Genomic DNA, 22,901 nt, shown 5'->3' on the forward strand with positions numbered 1-22,901 from the left:
GCGGGTTTTCAGTTCAGGCGGCGCGGCGCGGGCGAGCGCAAGCGCGCCCCGCTGGCATTATTTGCGCGCCGCGCGAAATGCTCAAGGCTGCCCGAATCCGGTCAGCCCGATCAAGCTCCCGGCCGCCAGCAGCCACAGTGGATGAATGCGCGTTTTCAACGCCATGACGGCGGTGAACGCGGTAATCGCCCACGCAATCGCCGTCGGGTTCGACGCCTCGGCGATCAGGGCCGCGCTCGCCGCGACGATGCCGGCCGTCACCGGCACCAGCCCCATTTGCGCGTGACGCCGCCACGGACGGTCCTTGAAGCGGTCCCAAGCTTGCAGCGCGAGTATCGTCACGATCGACGACGGCCCGAACTTCGCCACCGACGTCACGAGCATTCCCGCCCATCCGGCCACGTGCCAGCCGACCAGCGTGACGACCATCAGATTCGGCCCCGGCGCGGCTTGAGCGAGCGCGAACAACGCGCTGAATTCGCTGGCCGGCATCCAGTGATGCACCTCGACCACCTGACGCTGCATCTCCGGAAGAATCGTGTTGCCGCCGCCGAACGCGAGCAACGAAAGCTGGCTGAAGATGATGGCGAGGGAAACGAGCGTGTCGGTCATTGTGCATTCCTCGCCGCGAGGTAGATGCTGAGCGGCGTCAGCACGAGCATGGTGGGCAGAAGCGGCAGGCGCATGATCGCGATCGCGATGAAACCCAGCGCCGCGATGAGGGCGCCCATCGGCTTGTTGCGCAGCGGCAGCAGGATTTTCACGGCCATCGAGATCAGCAGGCCCGCCGCGGCGGCGGCGAGCCCGGCGAACAGATGGCGAACGTGCGGGTCGTTTTGTGTGTTCTCGTACAGCACGCCAAGGCCGATGACCACCAGCGACGGTCCCGCGATCAATCCGAGCAGGCCGGCCAGCGCGCCGGGCACGCCGCGAAAGCGCATGCCCATTGCCACCGAAAGATTGATCACGTTGCCGCCCGGCAGGAATTGGCAGAGGCCCAGCAAGTCGGTGAATTCCTCGGCGCTCAGCCAGCGGCGCTGCTCGACCAGCGCGCGGCGCGCCAATGGCAGCGCGCCGCCGAACGAGATCAGCCCAAGGCCGAGAAAGCCGCTGAAAATTTCCCGCACCGTGGGCGTGGGCGCCAGTGCGGATTCGGGCGAGGTCAGTTTGTGGTCCATGTCGCTAGCTTCCAGTTGAAGCTCACGAGGTTAGCGCCGAAGCGGCGGCCAGCAAAACGATTTTTGAGCGCGCCTTTGTGATCTAGAATCACAAGCATGTCCCGTAACCTTCCTCCTTTTCCAGCGCTGCGTGCCTTTGAGGCCGCCGCGCGGCACGAAAGCTTCACCGCTGCCGCGAACGAACTGCATGTGACGCACGGTGCAATCAGCCGTCAGGTCGCGGCTTTCGAAACGTGGCTCGGCGTGCAAGTGTTCCAGCGTCGCGGCAAACGCGTGCGTCTAACCGAAGACGGCCGCCGTTATCTGGGCACCGTGCAGGCGGCGTTCGACAGCATCGCGCTCGCCACGGATCAATTGCGCGACACTGGCGTCGTTCATGTGCTGCGCGTGAATGCGTTGCCGACCTTCGCGATGAAATGGCTGCTGCCGCGTCTGCATCAGTTTCAGCGCAAGGTGCCGAATGTGGAGTTGAGGTTGTCGACCTCGAACGCGCCGGTGGAAACGCTGGACAGCTTCGACGTCGCCGTGCGGCGCGGGCCGGCTCATTGGGCGAACTGCGTGAGCGGGCATTTTCTCGGCGAAAGCGAGTTGCCGGTGTGCAGTCCCGCGCTGCTGCAGCGCCTGCCGATCAACACAGCCGACGACCTCGCCAAACACGTGCTGCTGCATTCCGACACGCGCCCCGACGCCTGGCGCCACTGGCTATCGGCAGCCGGCGTGACGGCGAAGTGCCGCAAGAAGCAGTCGTTCGATCACTTCTATCTGGCCCTGCAGGCTGCGGTGGACGGGCTCGGCGTGGCGCTCGGCCCGTTGCCGTTGCTGGCGGACGAACTTGCGTCGGGGCGGCTCGTCGTGCCGCTGGCCGCCCCGCGTATCGACGCACGCGGCTATTGGTGGGTGGCAAGGCGCGAGGTCGCGCATGCGCCGTTGGTGGCGCAATTCTGCGAGTGGCTGCAAGCGCAAGGCGACCAGACCGATGAAACGGAAACGGGCGGCCTGGAAGCCGCCCGCTAGCGCGCGCGTGTGCTGATTGGCTATTCAATTCGCGCGGTTGAGGCGCGAAAAGCAGGCCGTCACAGATAGAACATCCGGTCTTCATCCGACTTGGCCGGATGCGGTTCGGCTTCTTCGCGGTCTTCGTAGAACTTCAGCACCGCCTCGAGCACCTGGTCCGGATCGTCGATCACCTGCATCAAGTCCATATCGGTCGGATTGATCAGGCCCATCGGCGTGAGCGAATTCTTGAACCACGCGAGCAGACCTTCCCAGAACTCGGCGCCCACCAGGATGATCGGCACATGACGCGACTTCTTGGTTTGGATCAGCGTGAGCACTTCGGCGAGCTCGTCGAGTGTGCCGAAACCGCCCGGCATCACGATCACCGCATCCGAATTCTTCACGAAGGTCACCTTGCGCGTGAAGAAATGGCGGAAGCGCAGCGAGATGTCTTGCCACTGATTGCCCGATTGCTCGTGCGGCAGTTCGATGTTCAGGCCGACCGACGGCGCCTTGCCTGCATGTGCGCCTTTATTGGCCGCTTCCATGATGCCGGGGCCGCCGCCGGAGATCACCGCGAAGCCGGCGTCGGACAGCTTGCGCGCGATTTGCGTGGCCAGTTTGTAGTACGGCGAGTTCGGTTTCAGGCGCGCCGAACCATAGATGCTGACAGCCGGGCGAATCTCCGAGAGGTACTCGGTCGCCTCGATAAACTCTGCCATAATCGTGAACATCTGCCACGATGCGCGGGCCTTTTTTGCCGTTGCGCGCTCTTGATCTGCGAGTGATCGCAGACTCGGAATCACTTTTCTCTTAGTCATAATGCCTGAAGAACGAAGCCTTGAAGGTAAGACCCTGCTATTGGTCGACGGTTCGAGTTATCTGTACCGGGCCTACCATGCGATGCCTGATCTGCGCGGGCCCGAAGGTGGTCCGACGGGTGCGCTCTATGGAATGATCAACATGCTGCGGCGCATGCGCAAGGAAGTCACAGCAGAGTATAGCGCGTGCGTGTTCGACGCCAAGGGCAAAACGTTTCGCGACGACTGGTACGCCGACTATAAGGCGAATCGCGCGGCGATGCCGGACGATCTCTCGCGCCAGATCGAGCCGATTCACGTCGCCGTGCGCGCGCTCGGCTGGCCCTTGCTGATGATCGACGGCGTCGAGGCCGACGACGTGATCGGCACGCTCAGCACCGAGGCGGAAAAGCGCGGCATGAAGGTGATCGTGTCGACGGGTGACAAGGATCTGGCGCAGCTCGTGTCGGATCATGTCACCCTCATCAATACGATGACCAACGAAACGCTCGATCGCGCCGGCGTGCTCGCCAAGTTCGGCGTGCCGCCCGAGCGCATCGTCGACTACCTGTCGTTGATCGGCGATACCGTCGACAACGTGCCGGGTGTCGAGAAATGCGGGCCGAAAACCGCGCTCAAATGGCTCGCGCAATACGAGACGCTGGATGGCATCGTCGCACATGCGGACGAAATCAAAGGTGCGGTAGGAGACAATCTGCGGCGTGCGCTCGATTTTCTGCCGATGGCGAAGAAACTCGTCACCGTCGAGCGCAATTGCGATCTGACCGACCATATCGTGTCGATCGAGGAAAGCCTGCAAAGCCAGCCGGAATCGCGCGCGGAGTTGCGCGAGGTATTCACGCGCCACGGCTTCAAGACCTGGCTGCGCGAAGTGGAAATCGCGGACGCGGTGGAAGGTCCGGAAACGGACGTGTCGCCGGCGCTAACCGTCGACCACGAACGCCACTATGAAGCCGTGCAGACGTGGGAGCAATTCGACGCGTGGCTCGAAAGGCTCAACGCGGCCGAGCTGACCTCGTTCGATACGGAAACCACCTCGCTCGATCCGATGACCGCGCAGATCGTCGGTCTGTCGTTCGCGGTGGAAGCCGGGCGCGCCGCTTATGTGCCGCTCGCGCATCGCGGCCCGGACGCGCCCGTGCAATTGCCGCGCGACGAAGTGCTCGGCAAGCTCAAGCCGTGGCTCGAAAGCGCTGAACACAAGAAGGTCGGCCAGCATGTGAAATACGACGAGCAGGTGCTGGCCAACTACGGCATCGAAATGCGCGGCATCGAACACGATACGCTGCTGCAATCGTACGTGCTGGAATCGCACCGCACGCACGACATGGACAGCCTCGCGCTGCGCCATCTCGGCGTCAAGACGATCAAATACGAAGAGGTGGCGGGCAAGGGCGCGCAGCAGATCGGTTTCGACGAAGTCGCGTTAGACAAGGCCGCCGAATACGCGGCCGAAGACGCCGACATCACCTTGCGTCTGCACCAGACCTTGTATCCGCAAGTGGCCGCCGAGAAGACGCTCGAGCACGTCTATCGCGACATCGAGGTGCCGACCTCGCGGGTGTTGCGCAAGATGGAGCGCACCGGCGTGTTGATCGACGCTGAAAAGCTGCGTCAGCAAAGCAGTGAAATCGCCACGCGGCTGATCCAGCTCGAAAGCGAAGCCTACGTGCTGGCCGGCGGCGAATTCAACCTCGGCTCGCCGAAGCAGATCGGTCAGATCTTTTTTGAAAAGCTCGAATTGCCGGTGGTCAAGAAGACCCCGAGCGGCGCGCCGTCCACCGACGAAGAGGTGCTGCAAAAACTCGCCGAAGACTATCCGCTGCCGAAGATCCTGCTCGAACACCGCGGTTTGTCGAAGCTGAAATCGACCTACACCGACAAGCTGCCGCGCATGGTCAACGCCACCACGGGCCGCGTGCACACGAATTACGCGCAGGCCGTCGCGGTCACGGGCCGGCTGGCGTCGAACGATCCGAATCTGCAGAACATCCCCGTGCGAACCGGCGAGGGCCGTCGGATTCGCGAGGCGTTCATCGCGCCGCCGGGCCATAAGCTCGTGTCCGCGGACTACTCGCAGATCGAGTTGCGCATCATGGCGCACATTTCCGGCGACGAATCATTGCTGCGCGCGTTCTCGCAAGGCGAAGACATTCACCGCGCCACCGCCGCGGAAATTTTCAGCGTGACGCCGCTCGAAGTCTCGAACGATCAGCGGCGCGTGGCCAAGGTCATCAACTTCGGCCTGATCTACGGCATGAGCTCGTTCGGTCTCGCCTCGAATCTCGGCATTACGCGCGATGCGGCCAAGCTGTATATCGACCGCTATTTCGCACGGTATCCGGGCGTCGCGCGTTATATGGACGAAACGCGCGTGAGCGCGAAGGCCAAGGGCTACGTCGAGACCGTGTTCGGCCGCCGCCTGTGGTTGCCGGAGATCAACGGCGGCAACGGTCCGCGCCGCCAGGCCGCCGAGCGCGCCGCGATCAACGCGCCGATGCAAGGCACGGCTGCCGACCTCATCAAGCTGTCGATGATCGCGGTGCAGAAGTGGATCGAGGACTCGAAGATCGGCACGCGCATGATCATGCAGGTGCATGACGAATTGATTCTCGAAGTACCGGACGAAGAGTTGTCCGACGTGCGCAAGCGCTTGCCCGAGTTGATGTGCGGTGTCGCCGACCTGAAGGTGCCGCTGGTCGCCGAGGTGGGCGCCGGCCTGAACTGGGAAGAAGCGCATTGACAAGCCTGTGACGGCGCGCGCGATAGCGGTCGGTATCGGAGATACCGGGCGATATCGTCGTGCGCATGTCACACATCCGTATTGATGGCTTGTGACAAACCGTGCGGCTCGCGGACAATCTCTGAAAGACAGCGCGTTTCACGCGCGCCGTCGCGACGCATAACCCATCGGCAAACACGGAGAGTTCAATGCATCGTTTCATCGTCGTTGGCGGAGGCGCGGGGGGGCTGGAGTTGGCGACACGCCTGGGTGATCGCTATGCGCCCCACAAGAACAAGGGCGGCGTGCGGGCGCATGTCACGCTCGTCGACCGCTATCCCACCCACATCTGGAAGCCGCTGCTGCATGAAGTCGCGGCCGGCAGCATGGACCCGTTCACGCAGGAGCTCGAATACGCGGCGCAGGCGCGCTGGCATGGTTTCGAGTTTCAGCAGGGCGACCTGACGGGACTCGACCGCGCGAACAAACGCATCACGCTCGGCACCGTGCTCGACGACGATGGCGCTGAGCTGCTGCCGGAACGCCAGCTCGAATACGACACGCTGATCATCGCGATCGGCAGCACCACGGCATTCTTCGGCGTGAAAGGCGCACCCGAATTCTCCCTCGCGCTCGATACGGTCGGCCAGGCCGAGCGTTTCCGCAAGCGGCTGATCGCGGCATGCATGCGCGCCGAGCATCAGGTGCATGAACCCGTCGAATCGGGACCGGGCACCTCGCCTTCCACGGAGCCGCGCATCCAGGTGGCGATCGTCGGCGGTGGCGCAACGGGCGTCGAACTATCGGCTGAACTGCGTAACACGGCGCAGGTGTTGTCCGCGTATGGCTTGCATAAGCTCGATCCGCGGCACGACGTCGGCATCGTGCTGATCGAGGCGGGACCGCGCATCTTGCCGGCCTTGCAGGAACGTGTCTCGACAGCCACGGCCGAACTGCTCACCAAGCTCGGCGTGAAGCTGATGACCGGCGAGACGGTGGCCGAGGTCGCGCCAGGCATCATCCGCACGGCCAGCGGCAAAACCGTGCGCGCCGATCTGACGGTGTGGGCGGCGGGCATCAAGGCGCCGCCTATTCTGAGCGAACTCGACGGCCTGCCGGTCAATCGGCTGGGCCAGCTGAACGTGCGCCGCACGCTGCAAACCGAAATCGACGACAGCATCTTCGCGCTCGGCGATTGCGCCGCCTGCCCGTGGCCGGGCAATGAGCGCAACGTGCCGCCGCGCGCGCAGGCGGCGCACCAGCAGGCGAGCTTTCTGCTGAAGGCGCTGGCGGCGCGGCTCGACAATAAGCCGCTGCCGGAATTCACGTATCGCGACTTCGGCTCGCTGGTGTCGCTCGGGCACTTCAGCGCGGTCGGCAATCTGATGGGCGGCGTGATCGGCGGCAATATGCTGATCGAGGGGCTGTTCGCGCGTTTCATGTACATGTCGCTGTACCGGCTGCACATCGCCGCCCTGCACGGCTATGCGCGGATGGTGCTCGATACCTTCGCGCACTGGCTGCGGCGCACCACGCTGCCGCGGGTCAAGCTGCACTGACGGTGCTCGCGAACGTTGCAGATGCAACAGGACGCGCGCGAGGCGTATCCTGTTGCCTCCAACGTTCAACCGATTCACACGAGTCAACCGCGAGGAGCGCCGCATGCTGAAACCCGATATCGACAGCCTGGTCCCGCACGTTCCCTTCAATCGACGCACCTTCATCAAGGCCGCGCTCGGCACCGGTTTTGCCGCGGCCGTGTTGCCGGTGTCGGCGCAAACCATCCATACCGATAGCGACGGCCTCGAAGCCGGCGAAGTGTCCGTGCGTTCGGGCGATACGATCGTGCCGGCGTATCGCGCTCAGCCGAAAGGCAAGACGCATTTGCCGGTGATCATCGTCGTGCACGAGATTTTCGGCGTCCATGAACATATCGCCGACGTGTGCCGGCGCTTCGCCAAGCAGGGTTATCTGGCGATCGCGCCGAATCTGTATGAGCGGCAGGGCGATCCCATGGTTTACAAGAGCATGCAGCAGCTCAACGAGCAACTCGTCAGCAAGGTGCCCGACGAGCAGGTGCTGGGCGATCTCGATGCGGCTGTAGCGTGGGCCGGCGAGCATGGCGGCGATCTGAATCGGGTTGGCGTGAACGGGTTCTGCTGGGGCGGGCGGATTGCGTGGCTGTACGCCGAGCACAACCCGAAGCTGAAGGCGGGCGTCGCCTGGTACGGCCGCGTGACGGGCGACAAGAGCGCGATGACGCCGGCTAATCCGCTCGACCGCGTGGCGGACCTGCACGCGCCGGTGCTCGGCCTCTATGGGCGGCAGGATCAAAGCATCCCGCAAGACACGCTGGAGCAGATGAAGCAGGCGATCGCGCAAGGTCCGCAGGCGGGGCGCGGTTCACAATTCGTCGTCTACGACGACGCGGGGCACGCGTTTTTCGCGGATTACCGGCCGAGCTACAAGAAGGCCGATGCCGAAGACGGCTGGCGCCGGGCGCTCGCCTGGTTCAAGCAGCATGGGGTGGGTTGAGGCTCAAGCTTGAGGCGTTTGGCCGAAGCGGGTGCCCGCGATGAACGTCGGGTCATTTTTGCCTGCGTGAATTGAAAAGGCCGTTGCTGCGTAAAAGCAGCAACGGCCTTTTGCCAACAACCGGCTCAGTTCACGTTCAAGGATTCGGCCCGGTGGCAACCGGCCGCTTCGGATCCGAACTCCATTCGCTCCACGATCCCGCATACAACGCCGCGCCGTGCAGACCGGCGACTTCCATCGCCAGCGCGTTCACGCATGCGGTCACACCCGAGCCGCATTGCAGGACCACATGTTCCGGCGGCGTGTCGGCGAGCAGCGCGTGGAATTCCTCACGCAGCGTGTGGGCCGGCTTGAAGCGGCCGTCGGCGGCGAGGTTGTCCTTGAAGAAGCGGTTGAGCGCGCCGGGGATATGGCCGCCGACCGGATCCAGCGTTTCGTTCTCGCCGCGATAGCGATCGGGCGCGCGCGCGTCGACCACCACGCGTTCCTTCGAGCCGAGGTTGCGCTCGACCGTTTGCACGTCGACCGTGACCGACAGCGGCGCGCCGGCTTTGAAATCGCCGGTGTTCTGTGCCGGCGCGTCTTGCGTCAGCGGTTGGCCGGCGGCTTGCCAGGCTTGCAGCCCGCCGTCGAGCAGCGCGACCGCGTCATGTCCGAGCCAGCGTAGCAGCCACCAGGCACGGGCGGCGTACATGCCGCCTTGCGCGTCGTAGGCGACCACTTGCTGGCCTTGCTTCAGACCGCGCGATTCCAGTGTTTCGACCAGCCGTGCGCGATCCGGCAACGGATGACGCCCGTTCGTGCCGTTCTTCGGCCCCGACAGATCGCGATCCAGATGCAGATAATGAGCACCCGGCAGATGTCCTGCGAGATAGGCCTTTTCGCCCGCTTCGGTGTCGGCAAGATCGAAACGGCAATCGACGACGAATACGCTGCCCGGCGCGGCGGCCAGCCGCTCCGCGAGATTGGCCGCGGAGATCAGAGTGGTGTAGTGAGTGTGGGGCATGACGTCGTCTCCTCGATACAGGCGATGGCGGCTGCTTCCGGCGGCTTGACGCCGTTGGCGGATGGCAGGGCTATATTGTTAGTCTAAACAAAAAAAGACGGACCGAAGTCCGTCTTTCCATGCATTGCTGGTGCCCGCGCAAGAATCGGATCGAGCGTGGGGCGAGCACCGGTCAGATCGTGCCGAGCTCACGCCGCAAGAACTCGTGGAAGTGCTGCATGCCGTCTTCCATCGGGCTCTGATACGGGCCGACCTGCGATTCGCCGCGTTCCATCAGCGCGCGGCGGCCGGCGTCCATGCGCTCGGCGATTTCATCATCTTCGCGGGCTGTTTCCATATAGGCGGCGCGCTCAGCTTCGACGAACTCGCGTTCGAACAGCGCGATTTCCTCAGGATAATAGAACTCCACCACATTGGTGGTCTTCTGCGGACCGCGCGGAATCAGCCATGACACCACCAGCACGTGCGGATACCACTCGATCATGATGCCGGGGTAGTACACCATCCAGATCGCGCCGAACTCCGGCGGCTGTCCACCGCGGAAGCGCAGCACTTCGTCGTGCCATTTGCGGTAGGTCGGGCTACCCGGCTGTTCGAGCGACTTGTGCACGCCCACCGTTTGGACGCTGTACCAGTCGCCGAACTCCCACGTCAGGTCGTCGCAATTGACGAAGCTGCCGAGGCCCGGATGGAACGGCGCGACGTGGTAGTCCTCCAGATAGACCTCGATGAAGGTCTTCCAGTTGTAGTTGCACTCGTGTACTTCGACGTGATCGAACATGAAGCCCGAAAAGTCGAAATGTTGCCGCGTGCCGAGCCGCGCAAGATCGCGCGCGACGTCGCGCCCCTGCGCTTCGAACAGCAGGCCTTGCCAGTTTTGCAGCGGCGTGGCGCCGAGATTCAGGCAGGGGTTGTCCGCGAAATGAGGTGCGCCGAGAAGCTGGCCGTTCAGATCGTACGTCCAGCGATGCAGGGGGCAGACGATATTCTCCGTCTGGCCGCGGCCGTTGAGCATGATGGCCTGCCGGTGACGGCACACGTTCGACAGCAGTTCGACTTGCGACTGCTGGTTACGGACGAGTACACGCCCCTCGCTCTCGCTGGGCAAGGCAAAATAATTCCCCGCTTCCGGCACCATGAGTTCGTGCCCGATGTAGCGTGGACCTTTCTTGAAAAGGGTGTCGATTTCGCGCGTTAGAAGCGCTTCGTCAAAGTAAGCCGTGACTGGCAGCTGGCTGTGAACAGACCGCAACTGCAATGCATTGCTCAGATTGGACATTCCCACTCCCGATGAAGACGTGAAAGCAGTGAACAACCCAACCATCGAAGATTCGATTTAGGGAGCCCGCAATTATACCCGTTTCCCCTTATGTGGGGCGCTTAAGTGCCTGATTTGGGTCAAAAATGTCAAGGAAGTTCGCGCTTTTCGCCGCAGACCGATCGTTTTTTTTCTGGAGACTGCAAGGGCGGCGCGTTGGGCGCAGGCGGGACGCAGGGTGGCGAGCGGATCGGAAATTGCGCTTTTGCCGTAGAATGTCCGACTTGTTTTAATTTTGCGATTATTCATGGCGAAGACCGCGTCGAACGATCCTGCTGCCGCGCCTGCCGAGGGCGTCGACACCACGCCGCTGCCCGGGAATTACGAGGCTGCGCAGGCCGAACTGGAAGGGCTTGTCGCGCGCATGGAAGGCGGCAATCTCAGCCTCGAGGAATCGCTCGCCGCCTATCGGCGCGGCGCGGCGCTGGTGGCGTTTTGCCAGCAGCAGCTCGAAAAGGTCGAGCAGCAGGTGCGCGTGCTCGACGGCGAGACGCTCAAGCCGCTGCCTATGAATAACGCAGGCACAGCCGCTGCTGAAAGCGGGGACGACCTATGACATTCGAACAATGGACCCGCTCGGTGCTCGAGCGCGTCGAAACGGCATTGGAACACTACCTGCCCACCGAGGCAACCGAGCCCGCCAGGCTGCACGAAGCGATGCGTTATGCGGTGCTGGGCGGCGGCAAGCGGGTTCGTCCGCTGCTGTGCCACGCGGCGGGCGAACTGACCGGCGCGCGCGCCGAGTGCCTCGGCGCGGCGGCGGCGGCGCTGGAAATGATCCACGTGTATTCGCTCGTGCATGACGACATGCCCTGCATGGACGACGACGCATTGCGTCGCGGCAAGCCCACGGTACACGTCAAATATGACGAAGCAACGGCATTGCTGGTCGGCGACGCACTGCAATCGCAGGCTTTCGTTGCGCTGACATCGGACGTTCTGCCGCCCGCGCAGCAGGCATCGCTCGTGCGCGAACTGGCGTTGGCGAGCGGCTCGATCGGCATGTGCGGCGGTCAGGCGATCGACCTCGCAAGCGTCGGTCATACGCTCACGCGCGCGCAACTGGAAACCATGCACCGGATGAAGACCGGCGCGCTGCTGCGCGCCTCGGTGCGCATGGGCGCGCTCGCCGGCGAAACGCCGGGCGCCGAGGCGATGCGTTCGCTCGATGCCTATGCAGCCGCCGTGGGCCTCGCGTTCCAGGTCGTCGACGACATTCTCGACGTGACGACCGATTCCGCGACGCTCGGCAAGACCGCAGGTAAAGACGCGAAGGACGGCAAGCCGACCTACGTGTCGATTATTGGCCTCGACGCGTCGCGCTCGCTCGCAGCACAGCTGCGCAGCGACGCCCATGCTGCCCTCGCGCCGTTTGGCGCCCGGGCACAGCGTCTTGCCGAATTGGCCGACCTGGTGGTGAACCGGGTTAGCTGAGCGCGAAAGCCCGCCGCCGCGCACCTTTGCTACGGGGTGCATGTATGAAGTGCGGGCGCGTAAGTTTTCCTACAATGGAACGACGATGTACGACTTGCTGAAAACCATCGACGACCCGGCAGCCCTGCGCCGCCTCGATCGCCGCCAATTGCAACCGCTTGCAGACGAGTTGCGCGCCTTTGTGCTCGACAGCGTATCGCAGACGGGCGGCCATCTTTCGTCCAACCTCGGCACGGTCGAGTTGACCATTGCTCTGCACTACGTGTTCGATACGCCGCATGACCGCATCGTGTGGGACGTCGGCCATCAAACGTATCCGCACAAGATCTTGACGGGCCGCCGCGACCAGATGCACACGCTGCGCCAGTTGGGCGGCATCTCGGGCTTCCCGAAGCGCGACGAGTCGGCATACGACACCTTCGGCACCGCTCACTCCAGCACCTCGATCTCGGCCGCGCTCGGCATGGCGATCGCGAGCAAGCTGCAAGGCGACAACCGCATGGGCATCGCCGTGATCGGCGACGGTGCGATGACGGCCGGCATGGCCTTCGAGGCGATGAACAACGCCGGCGTCGAAGACGACGTGCCGCTGCTCGTCATCCTCAACGACAACGATATGTCGATCTCGCCGCCGGTCGGCGCGCTGAATCGCCATCTGGCGCGTCTGATGTCGGGCCGCTTCTATGCGGCCGCGCGTGCGGGCGTGGAGCGCGTGCTGCGCGTCGCGCCGCCCATGCTCGATCTTGCCCGCAAGCTCGAGGAGCACGCGAAGGGCATGATCGTGCCGGCCACGCTGTTCGAGGAGTTCGGCTTCAACTACATTGGCCCGATCGACGGTCACGACCTCGATTCGCTGATCCCCACGCTGCAGAACATCAAGGAATTGCGCGGTCCGCAATTCCTGCACGTCGTCACGAAGAAGGGCCAAGGCTACAAGCTGGCCGAAGCCGATCCCGTGCTGTACCACGGCCCGGGCAAGTTCAATCCGGCTGAGGGCATCAAGCCCGCCACCACGCCGTCGAAGAAAACCTACACGCAGGTGTTCGGCGAATGGCTGTGCGACGCGGCCGAACTGGACGCGCGCGTGATCGGCATCACCCCGGCCATGCGTGAAGGCTCCGGCATGGTCGAGTTCGAGAAGCGCTTCCCGGACCGCTACTTCGACGTCGGTATCGCCGAACAGCACGCGGTGACGTTCGCCGGCGGCCTGGCCGCGGACGGCATGAAGCCGGTGGTCGCGATCTACTCGACCTTCCTGCAACGCGCTTACGACCAGTTGATCCACGACGTCGCGCTGCAGAACCTGCCGGTGGTCTTCGCGATCGACCGCGCGGGTCTCGTCGGCGCGGATGGCGCCACGCACGCGGGCGCTTACGATCTCGCGTTCCTGCGCTGCATCCCGAACATGACGGTGATGGCCGCATCCGACGAAAACGAATGCCGGCAGATGCTGTACACGGCGCTCCAGCAGCCGAACCCGACGGCGGTGCGCTATCCGCGCGGCGCCGGCACGGGTGTGGCGACCATCAAGCAGATGGCCGCCCTGCCACTCGGCAAGGGCGAGATTCGTCGCGAGACGTCGCAGCCGGCCGGCAAGCGCATTGCGATTCTGGCGTTCGGCACGATGGTGGCGCCGTCGCTCGCCGCCGCCGAACAACTCGACGCCACGGTCGCGAACATGCGCTTCGTGAAGCCGTTGGACGCCGACCTGGTCCGTGAACTGGCCGACACGCACGACGCTATCGTCACGGTCGAGGAAGGCTGCGTGATGGGCGGCGCGGGCTCGGCTTGCGTCGAAGCCCTGCTCGCGAGTGGGGTTATGCGGCCCGTACTACAATTGGGCCTCCCGGATCGCTTCATCGATCATGGGGATCCGGCCAAGCTGCTGGCGGCGTGCGGTCTTGACGGCGCGGGCATCGCCAGGTCGATTCGCGAGCGCTTTCTTTCCAGCGGCGCGATGGCCGGTCAATCATCGGTGAAGCGGGTCGCTTAGCCTGGTTGAGTCGCTCGTCGCGTCGCTCGTCCGTCCTGCGGTGCGCTATGCCGCGGCGATAGCGGCCCAAGCAATCTCCAACTTGAATCGATGGGCCATCGGGCCCATCACCCAACGCCGGCAGGAGCCGGCGTTCGCCATTGCGCGTCGAGATCCGCATGGCATGTGAGGACAAAAAGATGAATCAGATGAATCCCGCCTTCGTGATGCCCGATGTGCAAAGCACGCCCGATACCCGTCAGATTCCCATTCAGCGGGTCGGCGTCAAGGCGGTGCGTCATCCGCTGACGGTGCGTACGCAAGACGGCGAGGTACAGCCGACGGTCGGTATGTGGAATCTCGATGTGCATCTGCCGGCCGACCAGAAGGGCACGCATATGTCGCGTTTCGTGGCGCTGCTCGAAGAGAACAAGGCGCCGCTCGAGGCGGCCACGTTCCGCACCCTGCTTGCCGCGATGCTCGAAAAGCTCGAAGCCGAGGCGGGCCGCATCGAGGTGTCGTTTCCTTACTTCGTGAACAAGACCGCGCCGGTCTCCGGCGTGCAAAGCCTGCTCGACTACGAAGTCACGTTGACGGGCGAGATTCGTAATGGCGCGACGCGTCTGTTCATCAAGGTATTGGTGCCGGTCACGAGCCTGTGCCCGTGCTCGAAGAAGATCTCGCAGTACGGCGCGCATAACCAGCGCTCGCACGTCACGATCAACGCCGAACTGGCGGGCGAGGTGGCGGTGGAAGACCTGATCCGTATTGCGGAGGAAGAGGCGTCGTGCGAATTGTGGGGCTTGCTCAAGCGTCCGGACGAGAAGTTCGTCACCGAGCGTGCGTATGAAAACCCGAAGTTCGTTGAGGACCTGGTGCGCGACGTCGCGCAGCGTCTGAATGCCGATGAGCGGATCGTCGCGTATGTGCTCGAAGCGGAGAACTTCGAGTCGATTCACAATCACAGCGCGTATGCGGTGATCGAGCGGGATAAGCGCGTGCCTTGACGCACGAGTTCGGCGAGCCGCTCGCCGGATTCAACGAAAAGCCGCTGTCAGAAGCGGCTTTTTTAATGGTGTCGCGGTTTTGCCGCGGCATTAGCGCGCCAAGGAAGTCAGGTCCCAACGCGGCTTGACGGTGAACGCGTAGTCTTTTCCCGATTGATCGGGCCAGCGTTGCAGCCTCAGTGCGCCGGCGAGCGCGATCATCGCGCCGTTGTCCGTGCACAGGGACAAGTCCGGGTAATGGACATAGAAATTGCGCTTCTTCGCGGCAGCGGAAAGCGCCTCGCGCAACTGCCGGTTCGCGCCCACGCCGCCCGCCACGACCAGCCGGTTGAGCCTGGTCCGCTTGAGCGCGGCCAGCGACTTGGCCGCCAGCACTTCGACCGCCGCGTCGACGAAAGCGCGCGCCAGATCGGCTTTCGCCTGCTCGCAGATGTTCGCGCCGCCAAGTTTTTTTGCGTGCGTGAGCACGGCGGTCTTCAGGCCGCTAAAGCTGAAATCGAGGTCGCCGGAATGCAGCATCGGGCGCGGCAGGACCACGGCGCCGGGCGTGCCGAACTCCGCCATGCGCGAGACTTCCGGGCCGCCCGGATAACCGAGGCCAAGCAGCTTGGCGGTTTTGTCGAAGGCTTCGCCGGCGGCGTCGTCCAGCGTTTCGCCGAGCGTTTCGTAGACGCCCACGTCCGTCACGCGCATCAACTGTGTATGACCGCCGGAAACCAGCAACGCGACGAACGGAAACGGCGGCGGCTCATCCACCAGCAGCGGCGACAGCAAGTGCCCTTCAAGATGGTGAATGCCGATGGTCGGCTTGTCCCACGCCATCGCCAGCGAATTGGCGATGCTCGCGCCCACCAGCAGCGCGCCCGCGAGGCCGGGGCCCTGGGTATAAGCGATCGCGTCGATGTCGCCACGCGCCGCGCCCGCACGCTCCATCACCTCTTCGAGCAGGGGCAGCGCGCGCCGGATATGGTCGCGCGACGCCAGTTCCGGCACCACGCCGCCGTACTCCCGATGCATCGCGATCTGCGAATGCAGCGCGTGCGCGAGCAGGCCGCGCTCGGTGTCGTAGAGCGCGAGACCGGTTTCGTCGCAGGAGCTTTCGATGCCGAGAACGAGCATGGTGAGGTGAACCTGAAAGGACGCGCGGCAGGCGTCCGGAAGTGAAAAAGCAAGCCTGAAAGTATAGCAGTGCGGGCAGCCGGCCGCGGACGCGCAGGTACAATGCGGCCCCATGGAATCCTTCGATATCGCAGTGATCGGCGCGGGCGCGGCCGGGATGATGTGCGCGGCCGTGGCCGGGCAACTCGGCCGCCGCGTGGTGCTGATCGACCACTCGCAGCGTCTCGCGGAAAAAATCCGCATCTCCGGCGGCGGCCGCTGCAACTTCACGAATCTGTACGCCGGGCCGGCCAATTATCTGTCGGCGAATCCGCATTTTTGCCGCTCGGCACTGGCGCGCTACACGCCGCGCGACTTCATGGCGCTGCTCAAGCGCCATCACGTGACATGGCATGAGAAGCACAAGGGGCAACTGTTCTGCGACCAGACGAGCGACGCCGTCATCAATGTGCTGAAGAACGAGTGCGACGCGGGCGGCATTGCATGGCGCGCCCCGCTGTCGGTCGAACAGGTGCGGCAGGATGCCGAAGGACGGTTCACGCTGGACACGCACTCGGGTCCGATCATGGCGCGCGCCCTCGTGATCGCGACCGGCGGTTTGTCGATTCCGAAGATCGGCGCCACCGATTTCGCCTACCGTCTCGCCAAGCAATTCGGCCACAAACTGATCGACACGCGCCCAGCACTGGTTCCGCTGACCTTCGCGCCCGCCGACTGGGAGCCGTTCGCGGCGCTTTCCGGGGTGTCGCTGGAAGTGCGGCTGGCGACCGGCGATAAAAAGACCGGCGCCGAATTCAACGAAGACCTGCTGTTGACGCACCGTGGCCTGTCCGGCCCCGGCGTTCTGCAAATCTCGAGCTACTGGCAGCCTGGCGAGCCGATTCACATCGACCTGCTGCCGGAGCAGCAGGCCGTGACGGCGTTGCTCGAAGCGAAAACCGGCACGAAGCGTCAGATTGCGAATCTGTTGTCGGACTGGGTGCCGCAGCGGCTCGCTCACGTGTGGCTGGAGACCCACCAGATAGCCGCCGAAGCGCGCGTCGCCGACTTGCCCGACAAGACCCTGCGCCGCATCGGCGAGGCTTTGTCGCGCTGGACGCTCACCCCGAACGGCACCGAAGGCTACCGCAAGGCCGAAGTGACGCGCGGCGGCGTCGACACGCGCGACCTGTCGTCGTCGACGATGATGAGCGCCCGCGCGCCCGGTCTGTACTTCATCGGCGAAGCGGTGGACGTGACCGGCTGGCTCGGCGGCTACAACTTTCAATGGGCGTGGGCGTCGGGCGTGGCGGCCGGCCAGGCGGCCGCGGAGTACGTCCGCGGGGCTTGACGGCGCCATGGCTTTATGAGAAAGCTCTGCTATACTCCTGAACCTTTACAAAGTTCCGTTATTGAAAAATGACGACCATCCGCGTAAAAGACAACGAGCCGTTTGAAGTTGCCATGCGCCGTTTCAAGCGCACCATGGAGAAAGCCGGCTTGTTGACGGAACTTCGCGCCCGCGAGTTTTACGAAAAGCCTACGGCCGAGCGCAAGCGCAAGAAGGCGGCTGCGGTGAAGCGTCATTTCAAGCGTCTGCGGAGCCAGATGCTGCCAAGGAAGTTCTACTGATTCTGGCGTTGCCGCGGTTCTTGTCGAACGGAGCGGCGACATCCAACGGTGAAGGCGCAACTGGCGCCATCACGGAAAACACGGCCCTTCGGGCCAGCCGGCAGGGTCGCATCCACTACGCACATTGCGCCAACCCGCTTGAGGAAGCAGTCCCAAGCGGGTATCTGTGTTGATGCAATTGGCAGCGCGGCCGGTTTTTCAATTCCAACGCATTCAGGTGAGTGATGAGTCTCAAGGACCAGATCAACGACGATATGAAGGCCGCCATGCGGGCGCGCGAGACCGAGCGTCTCGGCACGATCCGTCTGCTGCTGGCCGCGATCAAGCAGCGTGAAGTCGATGAGCGCGTCACGCTCGACGACGCCGCCATCACCGCTGTCATCGACAAGATGATCAAGCAGCGCAAGGACTCGATCAGCCAGTTCGAAGCGGCCGGCCGCACGGATCTCGCCGACAAGGAAAAGGCCGAACTGGCCATCCTGTCCGCTTACATGCCGGAGCAGATGTCCGAGGCGGAGATCGTCGCCGAAGTCCAGGCCGCCGTCGCGCAAACCGGCGCGGCCGGCCCGCAGGACATGGGCAAGGTCATGGGCGTGCTCAAGCCGAAACTCGCCGGCCGTGCCGACATGACCGCCGTCTCGGCGCAAGTCAAAGCCGCGCTCGCGAAGTAATTCCCTATTTCCAGTCCGCGCCTGCCGCCGCTCGGCGGCTCGGCTCGCGCGGCCTCGAGCTTTTCAGGCAGCGTCATTTACTGTGATTCCACCGTCATTCCTGCAGGACCTGCTGAACCGCGTCGATATCGTCGACGTGGTCGGCCGGTATGTGCAGTTGAAAAAGGGCGGCGCGAACTTCATGGGGCTGTGCCCGTTTCACAACGAGAAGAGCCCTTCGTTTACCGTTAGCCCGACCAAGCAGTTCTATCACTGCTTCGGCTGCGGCGCGCATGGTACGGCCATCGGTTTCCTGATGGAGCATGTGGGCTCCTCGTTTCCCGAGGCGGTCAACGAACTCGCGCAGTCGGTGGGTCTGACCGTGCCGAACGAGCCTTCGCCGGGGTATGGCGGCGGCGGTGGGGGTTCCGGCGGTTATGCGCCGGCGGCGTCAAAGGCGGTGACCACGGCGCTCTCCGAGGTCATGCAGACCGCCTGCGACTTTTACCGCAAGCAATTGCGCGGCGCGCCGGTCGCGATCCAGTATCTGAAGAAGCGCGGCCTGACGGGCGAGATCGCGGCCCGCTTCGGGCTCGGCTACGCGCCGGACGGCTGGCAGAACCTCGAAGCCGCTTTCCCGAACTACCGTGACGACGCGCTGGTCGAGTCCGGCCTTGTAATCGTCAGCGAAAAGTCCGACGCACAGGGTCAGAACCGTCGATACGACCGCTTTCGCGAACGGATCATGTTCCCGATACGCAATGTGAAGGGGCAGGTGATCGGCTTCGGCGGCCGCGTGCTGGACGGTGGCGAGCCGAAATATTTGAATTCCCCGGAAACGCCTCTATTTAACAAGGGCAGCGAGCTGTACGGGCTATTCGAGGCGCGCCTGGCAATTCGCGAACAGCATTACGTGCTGGTGGTTGAAGGTTATATGGACGTGGTTGCGCTGGCCCAGCTAGGGTTCCAGAACGCGGTCGCCACGCTCGGCACGGCCTGCACGCCGATTCATGTCCAGAAACTGATGCGCCAGACCGACACGGTCATCTTCAGTTTCGACGGCGATTCGGCGGGACGGCGCGCGGCGCGCCGTGCGCTCGATGCCTGTCTGCCGCATGCGGCGGACAACCGGACGATCCGGTTCCTTTTTTTACCGTCCGAGCACGATCCGGACAGCTACGTGCGTGAATTCGGCACCGAGGCGTTCGCCGAGCAGGTCGAGCGTGCCATGCCGCTCTCCCAGTTCATGCTGAACGAAGTACTGACAGGCAAGGAGCTGGACCAGCCGGAAGGCCGCGCCCGCGCGCTATTCGACGCCAAGCCCCTGCTGCAGGCGCTGCCGGCCAATGCGTTGCGCGCCCAGGTCATGCATATGTTCGCCGACCGGCTGGACGTGCCATTCGACGAAGTGGCGGCGCTGTGCGAGGTCGATTCACGCATCGCGGCGGCGGCCCGTTCGGCCCCGGCACGCAAGGACCGGCGCAGCGTGACCGGGATCGAAGAGAAAACGCTGCGCAATCTGGTGATGTACCCGCGCACGGTGGCGGTGCTCGACGAAGAGTCGGAACAGGCGCTTCTAAGCGTCACCCGGCACGGAGAGCTGTTCGAGGAAGTGACGACGCATGCACGCGCGCTGGGCGATTCGGCGGAATTTCAATTGTTGTCGGATCTGTTGCGCAACGGCGCAAACGCCCCAACTTTCGAGGAAATCTTTCGCAAAATTCTAGACTATGATGAAAACGTCCGGGATTTGCTGCTGAAGGATCCGGAAGATGCGACCGTCATCGAGGAACGGCGCGAGCAGGAACGGATCGTTGGCGAAGAACTGAAGGCGGCGATTCTGAAGATGCGTTACGACGCTTACTGCGATCGTCTCGAGCAGCTTTCGCGGCAATCCCGGCATACGCCGGAGGAGTTCGCGGAACTCTCGGAGCTGAATCGGAAGCGGGCTGACATGAAGCGTCAGCTTGGGTTGTAGGCGGAACGCCGGAAACCTGGGTGGTATAATTAAAGGTTTCCAGCGGTTTGTTTTTCAAAGGGTTTTCCTAGCAAAGGCGAAAAGGCGATGCGATGGCAAAGACTTCAGACGGGACCACGGGCGGAAAGAAAGCGGCAGGCACGCGCTCCAGGGAGCGGACCGGAAAGGTCACCGAAGCCAAGTTAGCTTCTTCCGCCAAGAAGGCGTCTGCCGTCAGCGTTGCGCCGGCTGCGGGGAAGAAATCCTCGACCACTTCAGCTGCGCGAGCGGAGCCGGTCAGGGCGGCGAAAGCTGTATCACCCGCGGCCAGGCGGCCGGGTGTCAGAAGCGCAAGGGAAGCGGCTGCCGCGAAGGACGATGCGGTAGTGCGCGAGACTCCAGTATCCACGGTTCAACCGGCTGTTGTCCACCAGCCGCGAGTCGAGACTACAGCCGGTACGGCGAACTCCATGACGAAAAAGCTGAATGAAGTACCCGTCGATGACGACGCAACCCAGAGCGAAGAAACCCCTGCAGCCGTTCCCGGCAAGGTGGAAAAGGTCAAGGCTCGCGATCGTCGTGCCAAGGAAAAAGCGCTGCTGAAAGACGCGTTCGCGTCGTCGCAGCCCGGCACGGTCGAGGAAATCGAGGAGCGCCGCTCCAAACTGCGCGCGCTGATCAAGCTCGGCAAGGAGCGTGGTTTCCTGACCTACGCTGAAATCAACGATCACCTCCCGGACAACTTCACGGAAACCGAGGCGATCGAAGGCATCATCAGCACGTTCAACGACATGGGCGTGGCGGTGTACGAGCAGGCGCCGGACGCTGAAACGCTGCTGCTGAACGACAACGCGCCGGCCGCTTCGTCGGATGACGAAGTGGAAGAGGAAGCGGAAGTCGCGCTTTCCACCGTCGACTCGGAATTCGGCCGCACCACCGACCCGGTCCGCATGTATATGCGTGAAATGGGTACGGTCGAACTGCTTACGCGTGAAGGCGAAATCGAAATCGCCAAGCGGATCGAAGACGGCCTGAAGCACATGGTCATGGCGATCTCCGCGTGTCCGACCACGATCGCCGACATTCTGGCGATGGCTGAACGCGTCGCGAACGAGGAAATCCGTATCGACGAACTGGTCGACGGTCTGATCGACGCCAACGCGGAAGATGCGGACGGTTTCTCCGCGCAAGAGGCCGAGGCGATCGAGAGCGAGGACGAGGAAGTCGAGGAAGAAGCCGAAGAGGACGAGGAAGAAGACGACGGCACGGCGCAAGCCACGGCCAACGCGGCGCAGATGGAAGCGCTCAGGCGTGCGTCGCTCGAAAAATTCGCCCTCATCAGCGAATGGTTCGACAAGATGCGTCGCGCGTTCGAGAAGGAAGGCTACAAGTCCAAGTCTTATCTGAAGGCGCAGGAAACGATCCAGAACGAACTGATGACGATCCGCTTCACCGCGCGTACCGTCGAGCGTCTGTGCGACACGCTGCGCGCGCAGGTGGACGAAGTGCGTCAGGTCGAGCGTCAGATTCTGCATACGGTGGTCGACAAGTGCGGCATGCCGCGCGCCGAGTTCATCGCACGCTTCCCCGGCAGTGAAACGGATCTCGAATGGGCCGACAAGATCGTTGCCGAAGGTCACGCGTACAGCGCGATCCTCACGCGTAACATTCCGGCGATCCGCGAACAGCAGCAACGTCTGCTGGATTTGCAAGCACGCGTGGTGCTGCCGCTGAAGGACCTGAAGGAAACCAACCGTCAGATGGCGGCGGGCGAGTTGAAGGCGCGGCAGGCGAAGCGCGAGATGACCGAGGCGAACTTGCGTCTCGTGATCTCGATCGCGAAGAAATACACGAACCGTGGTCTGCAATTCCTCGACCTGATTCAGGAAGGCAACATCGGTCTGATGAAGGCGGTGGACAAGTTCGAATATCGCCGCGGCTACAAGTTCTCCACGTACGCAACGTGGTGGATTCGCCAGGCCATCACGCGTTCGATTGCGGACCAGGCGCGTACGATCCGGATTCCGGTTCACATGATCGAAACGATCAACAAGATGAACCGCATTTCGCGTCAGATTTTGCAGGAAACCGGTCTCGAGCCGGATCCGGCAACGCTGGCGGAAAAGATGGAAATGCCGGAAGACAAGATCCGCAAGATCATGAAGATCGCGAAAGAGCCGATCTCGATGGAAACGCCGATCGGCGACGACGACGATTCGCATCTGGGCGACTTCATCGAGGATACGAACACGGTCGCGCCGGCGGATGCGGCGTTGCACGCCAGCATGCGCGACGTCGTGAAAGACGTGCTCGACTCGCTGACGCCGCGCGAAGCGAAGGTGCTGCGCATGCGTTTCGGTATCGAAATGAGCACCGATCACACGCTCGAGGAAGTCGGCAAGCAGTTCGACGTGACGCGTGAACGGATCCGTCAGATCGAGGCAAAGGCGCTGCGCAAGCTGCGCCATCCGAGCCGCTCGGACAAGCTGAAGTCATTCCTCGAAGGGAATTGACCGAAGCGCGCGACGTGCGGCTGGCGATCTAGCGCTGTGAAGGGGCTGTTGCGGTTGTTTCG

19 protein-coding genes are annotated in these 22,901 nt (G+C 63.4%); 13 read left to right on the forward strand and 6 right to left on the reverse strand.

Annotated features, from left to right (window positions below):
* Window positions 1-81: 81 nt before the first annotated feature.
* Window positions 82-612 carry a chromate transporter gene (locus tag BUE39_RS10675; RefSeq protein ID WP_073428622.1) on the reverse strand — a complete coding sequence of 177 codons (531 nt, stop codon included), beginning with the start codon at window positions 610-612 and terminating at the stop codon, window positions 82-84.
* On the reverse strand, window positions 609-1,178 hold the full coding sequence (locus tag BUE39_RS10680) for a chromate transporter (RefSeq protein WP_073428623.1): 570 nt from the start codon (window positions 1,176-1,178) through the stop codon (window positions 609-611). Before BUE39_RS10680 ends, BUE39_RS10675 begins: the two co-directional genes overlap by 4 nt.
* Before the next feature lie 96 nt (window positions 1,179-1,274).
* Here BUE39_RS10680 and BUE39_RS10685 point away from each other — a divergent pair, with 96 nt between their 5' ends.
* The gene (locus tag BUE39_RS10685) at window positions 1,275-2,192 is read left to right on the forward strand and encodes a transcriptional regulator GcvA (RefSeq protein ID WP_073428624.1); all 918 of its coding nucleotides are present in this window, start codon (window positions 1,275-1,277) and stop codon (window positions 2,190-2,192) included.
* Window positions 2,193-2,251: 59 nt separating this feature from the next.
* Here the strand turns inward: BUE39_RS10685 and BUE39_RS10690 are convergent, their stop codons facing one another.
* The gene (locus BUE39_RS10690; RefSeq protein WP_073428625.1) at window positions 2,252-2,995 is read right to left on the reverse strand and encodes an LOG family protein; all 744 of its coding nucleotides are present in this window, start codon (window positions 2,993-2,995) and stop codon (window positions 2,252-2,254) included.
* A gap of 1 nt (window position 2,996) precedes the next feature.
* Between BUE39_RS10690 and polA the strand changes: the two genes are divergently transcribed.
* From polA to BUE39_RS10705, 3 genes are all read left to right on the forward strand, one after another.
* Complete coding sequence (gene polA / locus BUE39_RS10695) at window positions 2,997-5,738, forward strand: DNA polymerase I (protein ID WP_073428626.1); 2,742 nt, start codon at window positions 2,997-2,999, stop codon at window positions 5,736-5,738.
* A gap of 188 nt (window positions 5,739-5,926) precedes the next feature.
* A complete protein-coding gene (locus tag BUE39_RS10700) occupies window positions 5,927-7,276 on the forward strand; it encodes an NAD(P)/FAD-dependent oxidoreductase (protein WP_073428627.1) in 1,350 nt (449 codons plus the stop codon).
* A gap of 103 nt (window positions 7,277-7,379) precedes the next feature.
* Complete coding sequence (locus BUE39_RS10705) at window positions 7,380-8,252, forward strand: dienelactone hydrolase family protein (RefSeq protein WP_073428628.1); 873 nt, start codon at window positions 7,380-7,382, stop codon at window positions 8,250-8,252.
* Window positions 8,253-8,388: 136 nt separating this feature from the next.
* Here the strand turns inward: BUE39_RS10705 and BUE39_RS10710 are convergent, their stop codons facing one another.
* Both BUE39_RS10710 and BUE39_RS10715 read right to left on the reverse strand, forming a co-directional pair.
* Entirely contained in the window at window positions 8,389-9,258 is an 870-nt protein-coding gene (locus BUE39_RS10710; RefSeq protein WP_073428629.1) for a sulfurtransferase, read from the reverse strand.
* Between the two features lie 172 nt (window positions 9,259-9,430).
* Window positions 9,431-10,537 carry an aromatic ring-hydroxylating oxygenase subunit alpha gene (locus BUE39_RS10715; protein WP_073428630.1) on the reverse strand — a complete coding sequence of 369 codons (1,107 nt, stop codon included), beginning with the start codon at window positions 10,535-10,537 and terminating at the stop codon, window positions 9,431-9,433.
* A gap of 286 nt (window positions 10,538-10,823) precedes the next feature.
* Between BUE39_RS10715 and BUE39_RS10720 the strand changes: the two genes are divergently transcribed.
* The 4 genes from BUE39_RS10720 (at window position 10,824) to folE2 (ending at window position 14,989) form a co-directional block, all read left to right on the forward strand.
* On the forward strand, window positions 10,824-11,132 hold the full coding sequence (locus BUE39_RS10720; RefSeq protein WP_073428631.1) for an exodeoxyribonuclease VII small subunit: 309 nt from the start codon (window positions 10,824-10,826) through the stop codon (window positions 11,130-11,132).
* Window positions 11,129-12,010 carry a polyprenyl synthetase family protein gene (locus tag BUE39_RS10725; protein WP_073428632.1) on the forward strand — a complete coding sequence of 294 codons (882 nt, stop codon included), beginning with the start codon at window positions 11,129-11,131 and terminating at the stop codon, window positions 12,008-12,010. Before BUE39_RS10720 ends, BUE39_RS10725 begins: the two co-directional genes overlap by 4 nt.
* An 85-nt stretch (window positions 12,011-12,095) precedes the next feature.
* Window positions 12,096-14,003 carry a 1-deoxy-D-xylulose-5-phosphate synthase gene (dxs, locus tag BUE39_RS10730; protein WP_073428633.1) on the forward strand — a complete coding sequence of 636 codons (1,908 nt, stop codon included), beginning with the start codon at window positions 12,096-12,098 and terminating at the stop codon, window positions 14,001-14,003.
* Window positions 14,004-14,182: 179 nt separating this feature from the next.
* Window positions 14,183-14,989 (forward strand): GTP cyclohydrolase FolE2, encoded by an 807-nt coding sequence (folE2, locus tag BUE39_RS10735; RefSeq protein WP_073428658.1) that lies wholly within the window; start codon window positions 14,183-14,185, stop codon window positions 14,987-14,989.
* Window positions 14,990-15,079: 90 nt separating this feature from the next.
* Here folE2 and tsaD read toward each other — a convergent pair whose 3' ends face one another.
* Window positions 15,080-16,108, reverse strand: a complete 1,029-nt coding sequence (gene tsaD, locus BUE39_RS10740) for a tRNA (adenosine(37)-N6)-threonylcarbamoyltransferase complex transferase subunit TsaD (RefSeq protein ID WP_073428634.1) — start codon at window positions 16,106-16,108, stop codon at window positions 15,080-15,082.
* A 112-nt stretch (window positions 16,109-16,220) separates the two neighbouring features.
* Here tsaD and BUE39_RS10745 point away from each other — a divergent pair, with 112 nt between their 5' ends.
* The 5 genes from BUE39_RS10745 to rpoD all read left to right on the forward strand — a co-directional run bounded on the left by BUE39_RS10745 (window position 16,221) and on the right by rpoD (window position 22,839).
* Entirely contained in the window at window positions 16,221-17,438 is a 1,218-nt protein-coding gene (locus BUE39_RS10745; protein WP_073428635.1) for a BaiN/RdsA family NAD(P)/FAD-dependent oxidoreductase, read from the forward strand.
* Window positions 17,439-17,506: 68 nt separating this feature from the next.
* Complete coding sequence (gene rpsU, locus BUE39_RS10750; RefSeq protein WP_073428636.1) at window positions 17,507-17,719, forward strand: 30S ribosomal protein S21; 213 nt, start codon at window positions 17,507-17,509, stop codon at window positions 17,717-17,719.
* Window positions 17,720-17,943: 224 nt separating this feature from the next.
* Window positions 17,944-18,390, forward strand: coding sequence for a GatB/YqeY domain-containing protein (locus BUE39_RS10755; RefSeq protein WP_073428637.1), 447 nt, complete (start codon window positions 17,944-17,946; stop codon window positions 18,388-18,390).
* Between the two features lie 82 nt (window positions 18,391-18,472).
* Window positions 18,473-20,347 carry a DNA primase gene (dnaG, locus tag BUE39_RS10760; protein WP_073428638.1) on the forward strand — a complete coding sequence of 625 codons (1,875 nt, stop codon included), beginning with the start codon at window positions 18,473-18,475 and terminating at the stop codon, window positions 20,345-20,347.
* A gap of 92 nt (window positions 20,348-20,439) precedes the next feature.
* On the forward strand, window positions 20,440-22,839 hold the full coding sequence (rpoD, locus tag BUE39_RS10765; protein ID WP_073428639.1) for an RNA polymerase sigma factor RpoD: 2,400 nt from the start codon (window positions 20,440-20,442) through the stop codon (window positions 22,837-22,839).
* Window positions 22,840-22,901 lie beyond the last annotated feature (62 nt).

This window comes from Paraburkholderia terricola (genome assembly GCF_900142195.1).
Taxonomy (GTDB): domain Bacteria; phylum Pseudomonadota; class Gammaproteobacteria; order Burkholderiales; family Burkholderiaceae; genus Paraburkholderia; species Paraburkholderia terricola.

What these genes read in the sequence shown, in the direction of transcription:
- BUE39_RS10675 (WP_073428622.1), bottom strand. Translation starts at nt 612, where the DNA reads ATGACCGACACGCTCGTTTCCCTCGCCATCATCTTCAGCCAGCTTTCG.
- BUE39_RS10680 (WP_073428623.1), bottom strand. Translation starts at nt 1,178, where the DNA reads ATGGACCACAAACTGACCTCGCCCGAATCCGCACTGGCGCCCACGCCC.
- BUE39_RS10685 (WP_073428624.1), top strand. Translation starts at nt 1,275, where the DNA reads ATGTCCCGTAACCTTCCTCCTTTTCCAGCGCTGCGTGCCTTTGAGGCC.
- BUE39_RS10690 (WP_073428625.1), bottom strand. Translation starts at nt 2,995, where the DNA reads ATGACTAAGAGAAAAGTGATTCCGAGTCTGCGATCACTCGCAGATCAA.
- polA (WP_073428626.1), top strand. Translation starts at nt 2,997, where the DNA reads ATGCCTGAAGAACGAAGCCTTGAAGGTAAGACCCTGCTATTGGTCGAC.
- BUE39_RS10700 (WP_073428627.1), top strand. Translation starts at nt 5,927, where the DNA reads ATGCATCGTTTCATCGTCGTTGGCGGAGGCGCGGGGGGGCTGGAGTTG.
- BUE39_RS10705 (WP_073428628.1), top strand. Translation starts at nt 7,380, where the DNA reads ATGCTGAAACCCGATATCGACAGCCTGGTCCCGCACGTTCCCTTCAAT.
- BUE39_RS10710 (WP_073428629.1), bottom strand. Translation starts at nt 9,258, where the DNA reads ATGCCCCACACTCACTACACCACTCTGATCTCCGCGGCCAATCTCGCG.
- BUE39_RS10715 (WP_073428630.1), bottom strand. Translation starts at nt 10,537, where the DNA reads ATGTCCAATCTGAGCAATGCATTGCAGTTGCGGTCTGTTCACAGCCAG.
- BUE39_RS10720 (WP_073428631.1), top strand. Translation starts at nt 10,824, where the DNA reads ATGGCGAAGACCGCGTCGAACGATCCTGCTGCCGCGCCTGCCGAGGGC.
- BUE39_RS10725 (WP_073428632.1), top strand. Translation starts at nt 11,129, where the DNA reads ATGACATTCGAACAATGGACCCGCTCGGTGCTCGAGCGCGTCGAAACG.
- dxs (WP_073428633.1), top strand. Translation starts at nt 12,096, where the DNA reads ATGTACGACTTGCTGAAAACCATCGACGACCCGGCAGCCCTGCGCCGC.
- folE2 (WP_073428658.1), top strand. Translation starts at nt 14,183, where the DNA reads ATGAATCAGATGAATCCCGCCTTCGTGATGCCCGATGTGCAAAGCACG.
- tsaD (WP_073428634.1), bottom strand. Translation starts at nt 16,108, where the DNA reads ATGCTCGTTCTCGGCATCGAAAGCTCCTGCGACGAAACCGGTCTCGCG.
- BUE39_RS10745 (WP_073428635.1), top strand. Translation starts at nt 16,221, where the DNA reads ATGGAATCCTTCGATATCGCAGTGATCGGCGCGGGCGCGGCCGGGATG.
- rpsU (WP_073428636.1), top strand. Translation starts at nt 17,507, where the DNA reads ATGACGACCATCCGCGTAAAAGACAACGAGCCGTTTGAAGTTGCCATG.
- BUE39_RS10755 (WP_073428637.1), top strand. Translation starts at nt 17,944, where the DNA reads ATGAGTCTCAAGGACCAGATCAACGACGATATGAAGGCCGCCATGCGG.
- rpoD (WP_073428639.1), top strand. Translation starts at nt 20,440, where the DNA reads ATGGCAAAGACTTCAGACGGGACCACGGGCGGAAAGAAAGCGGCAGGC.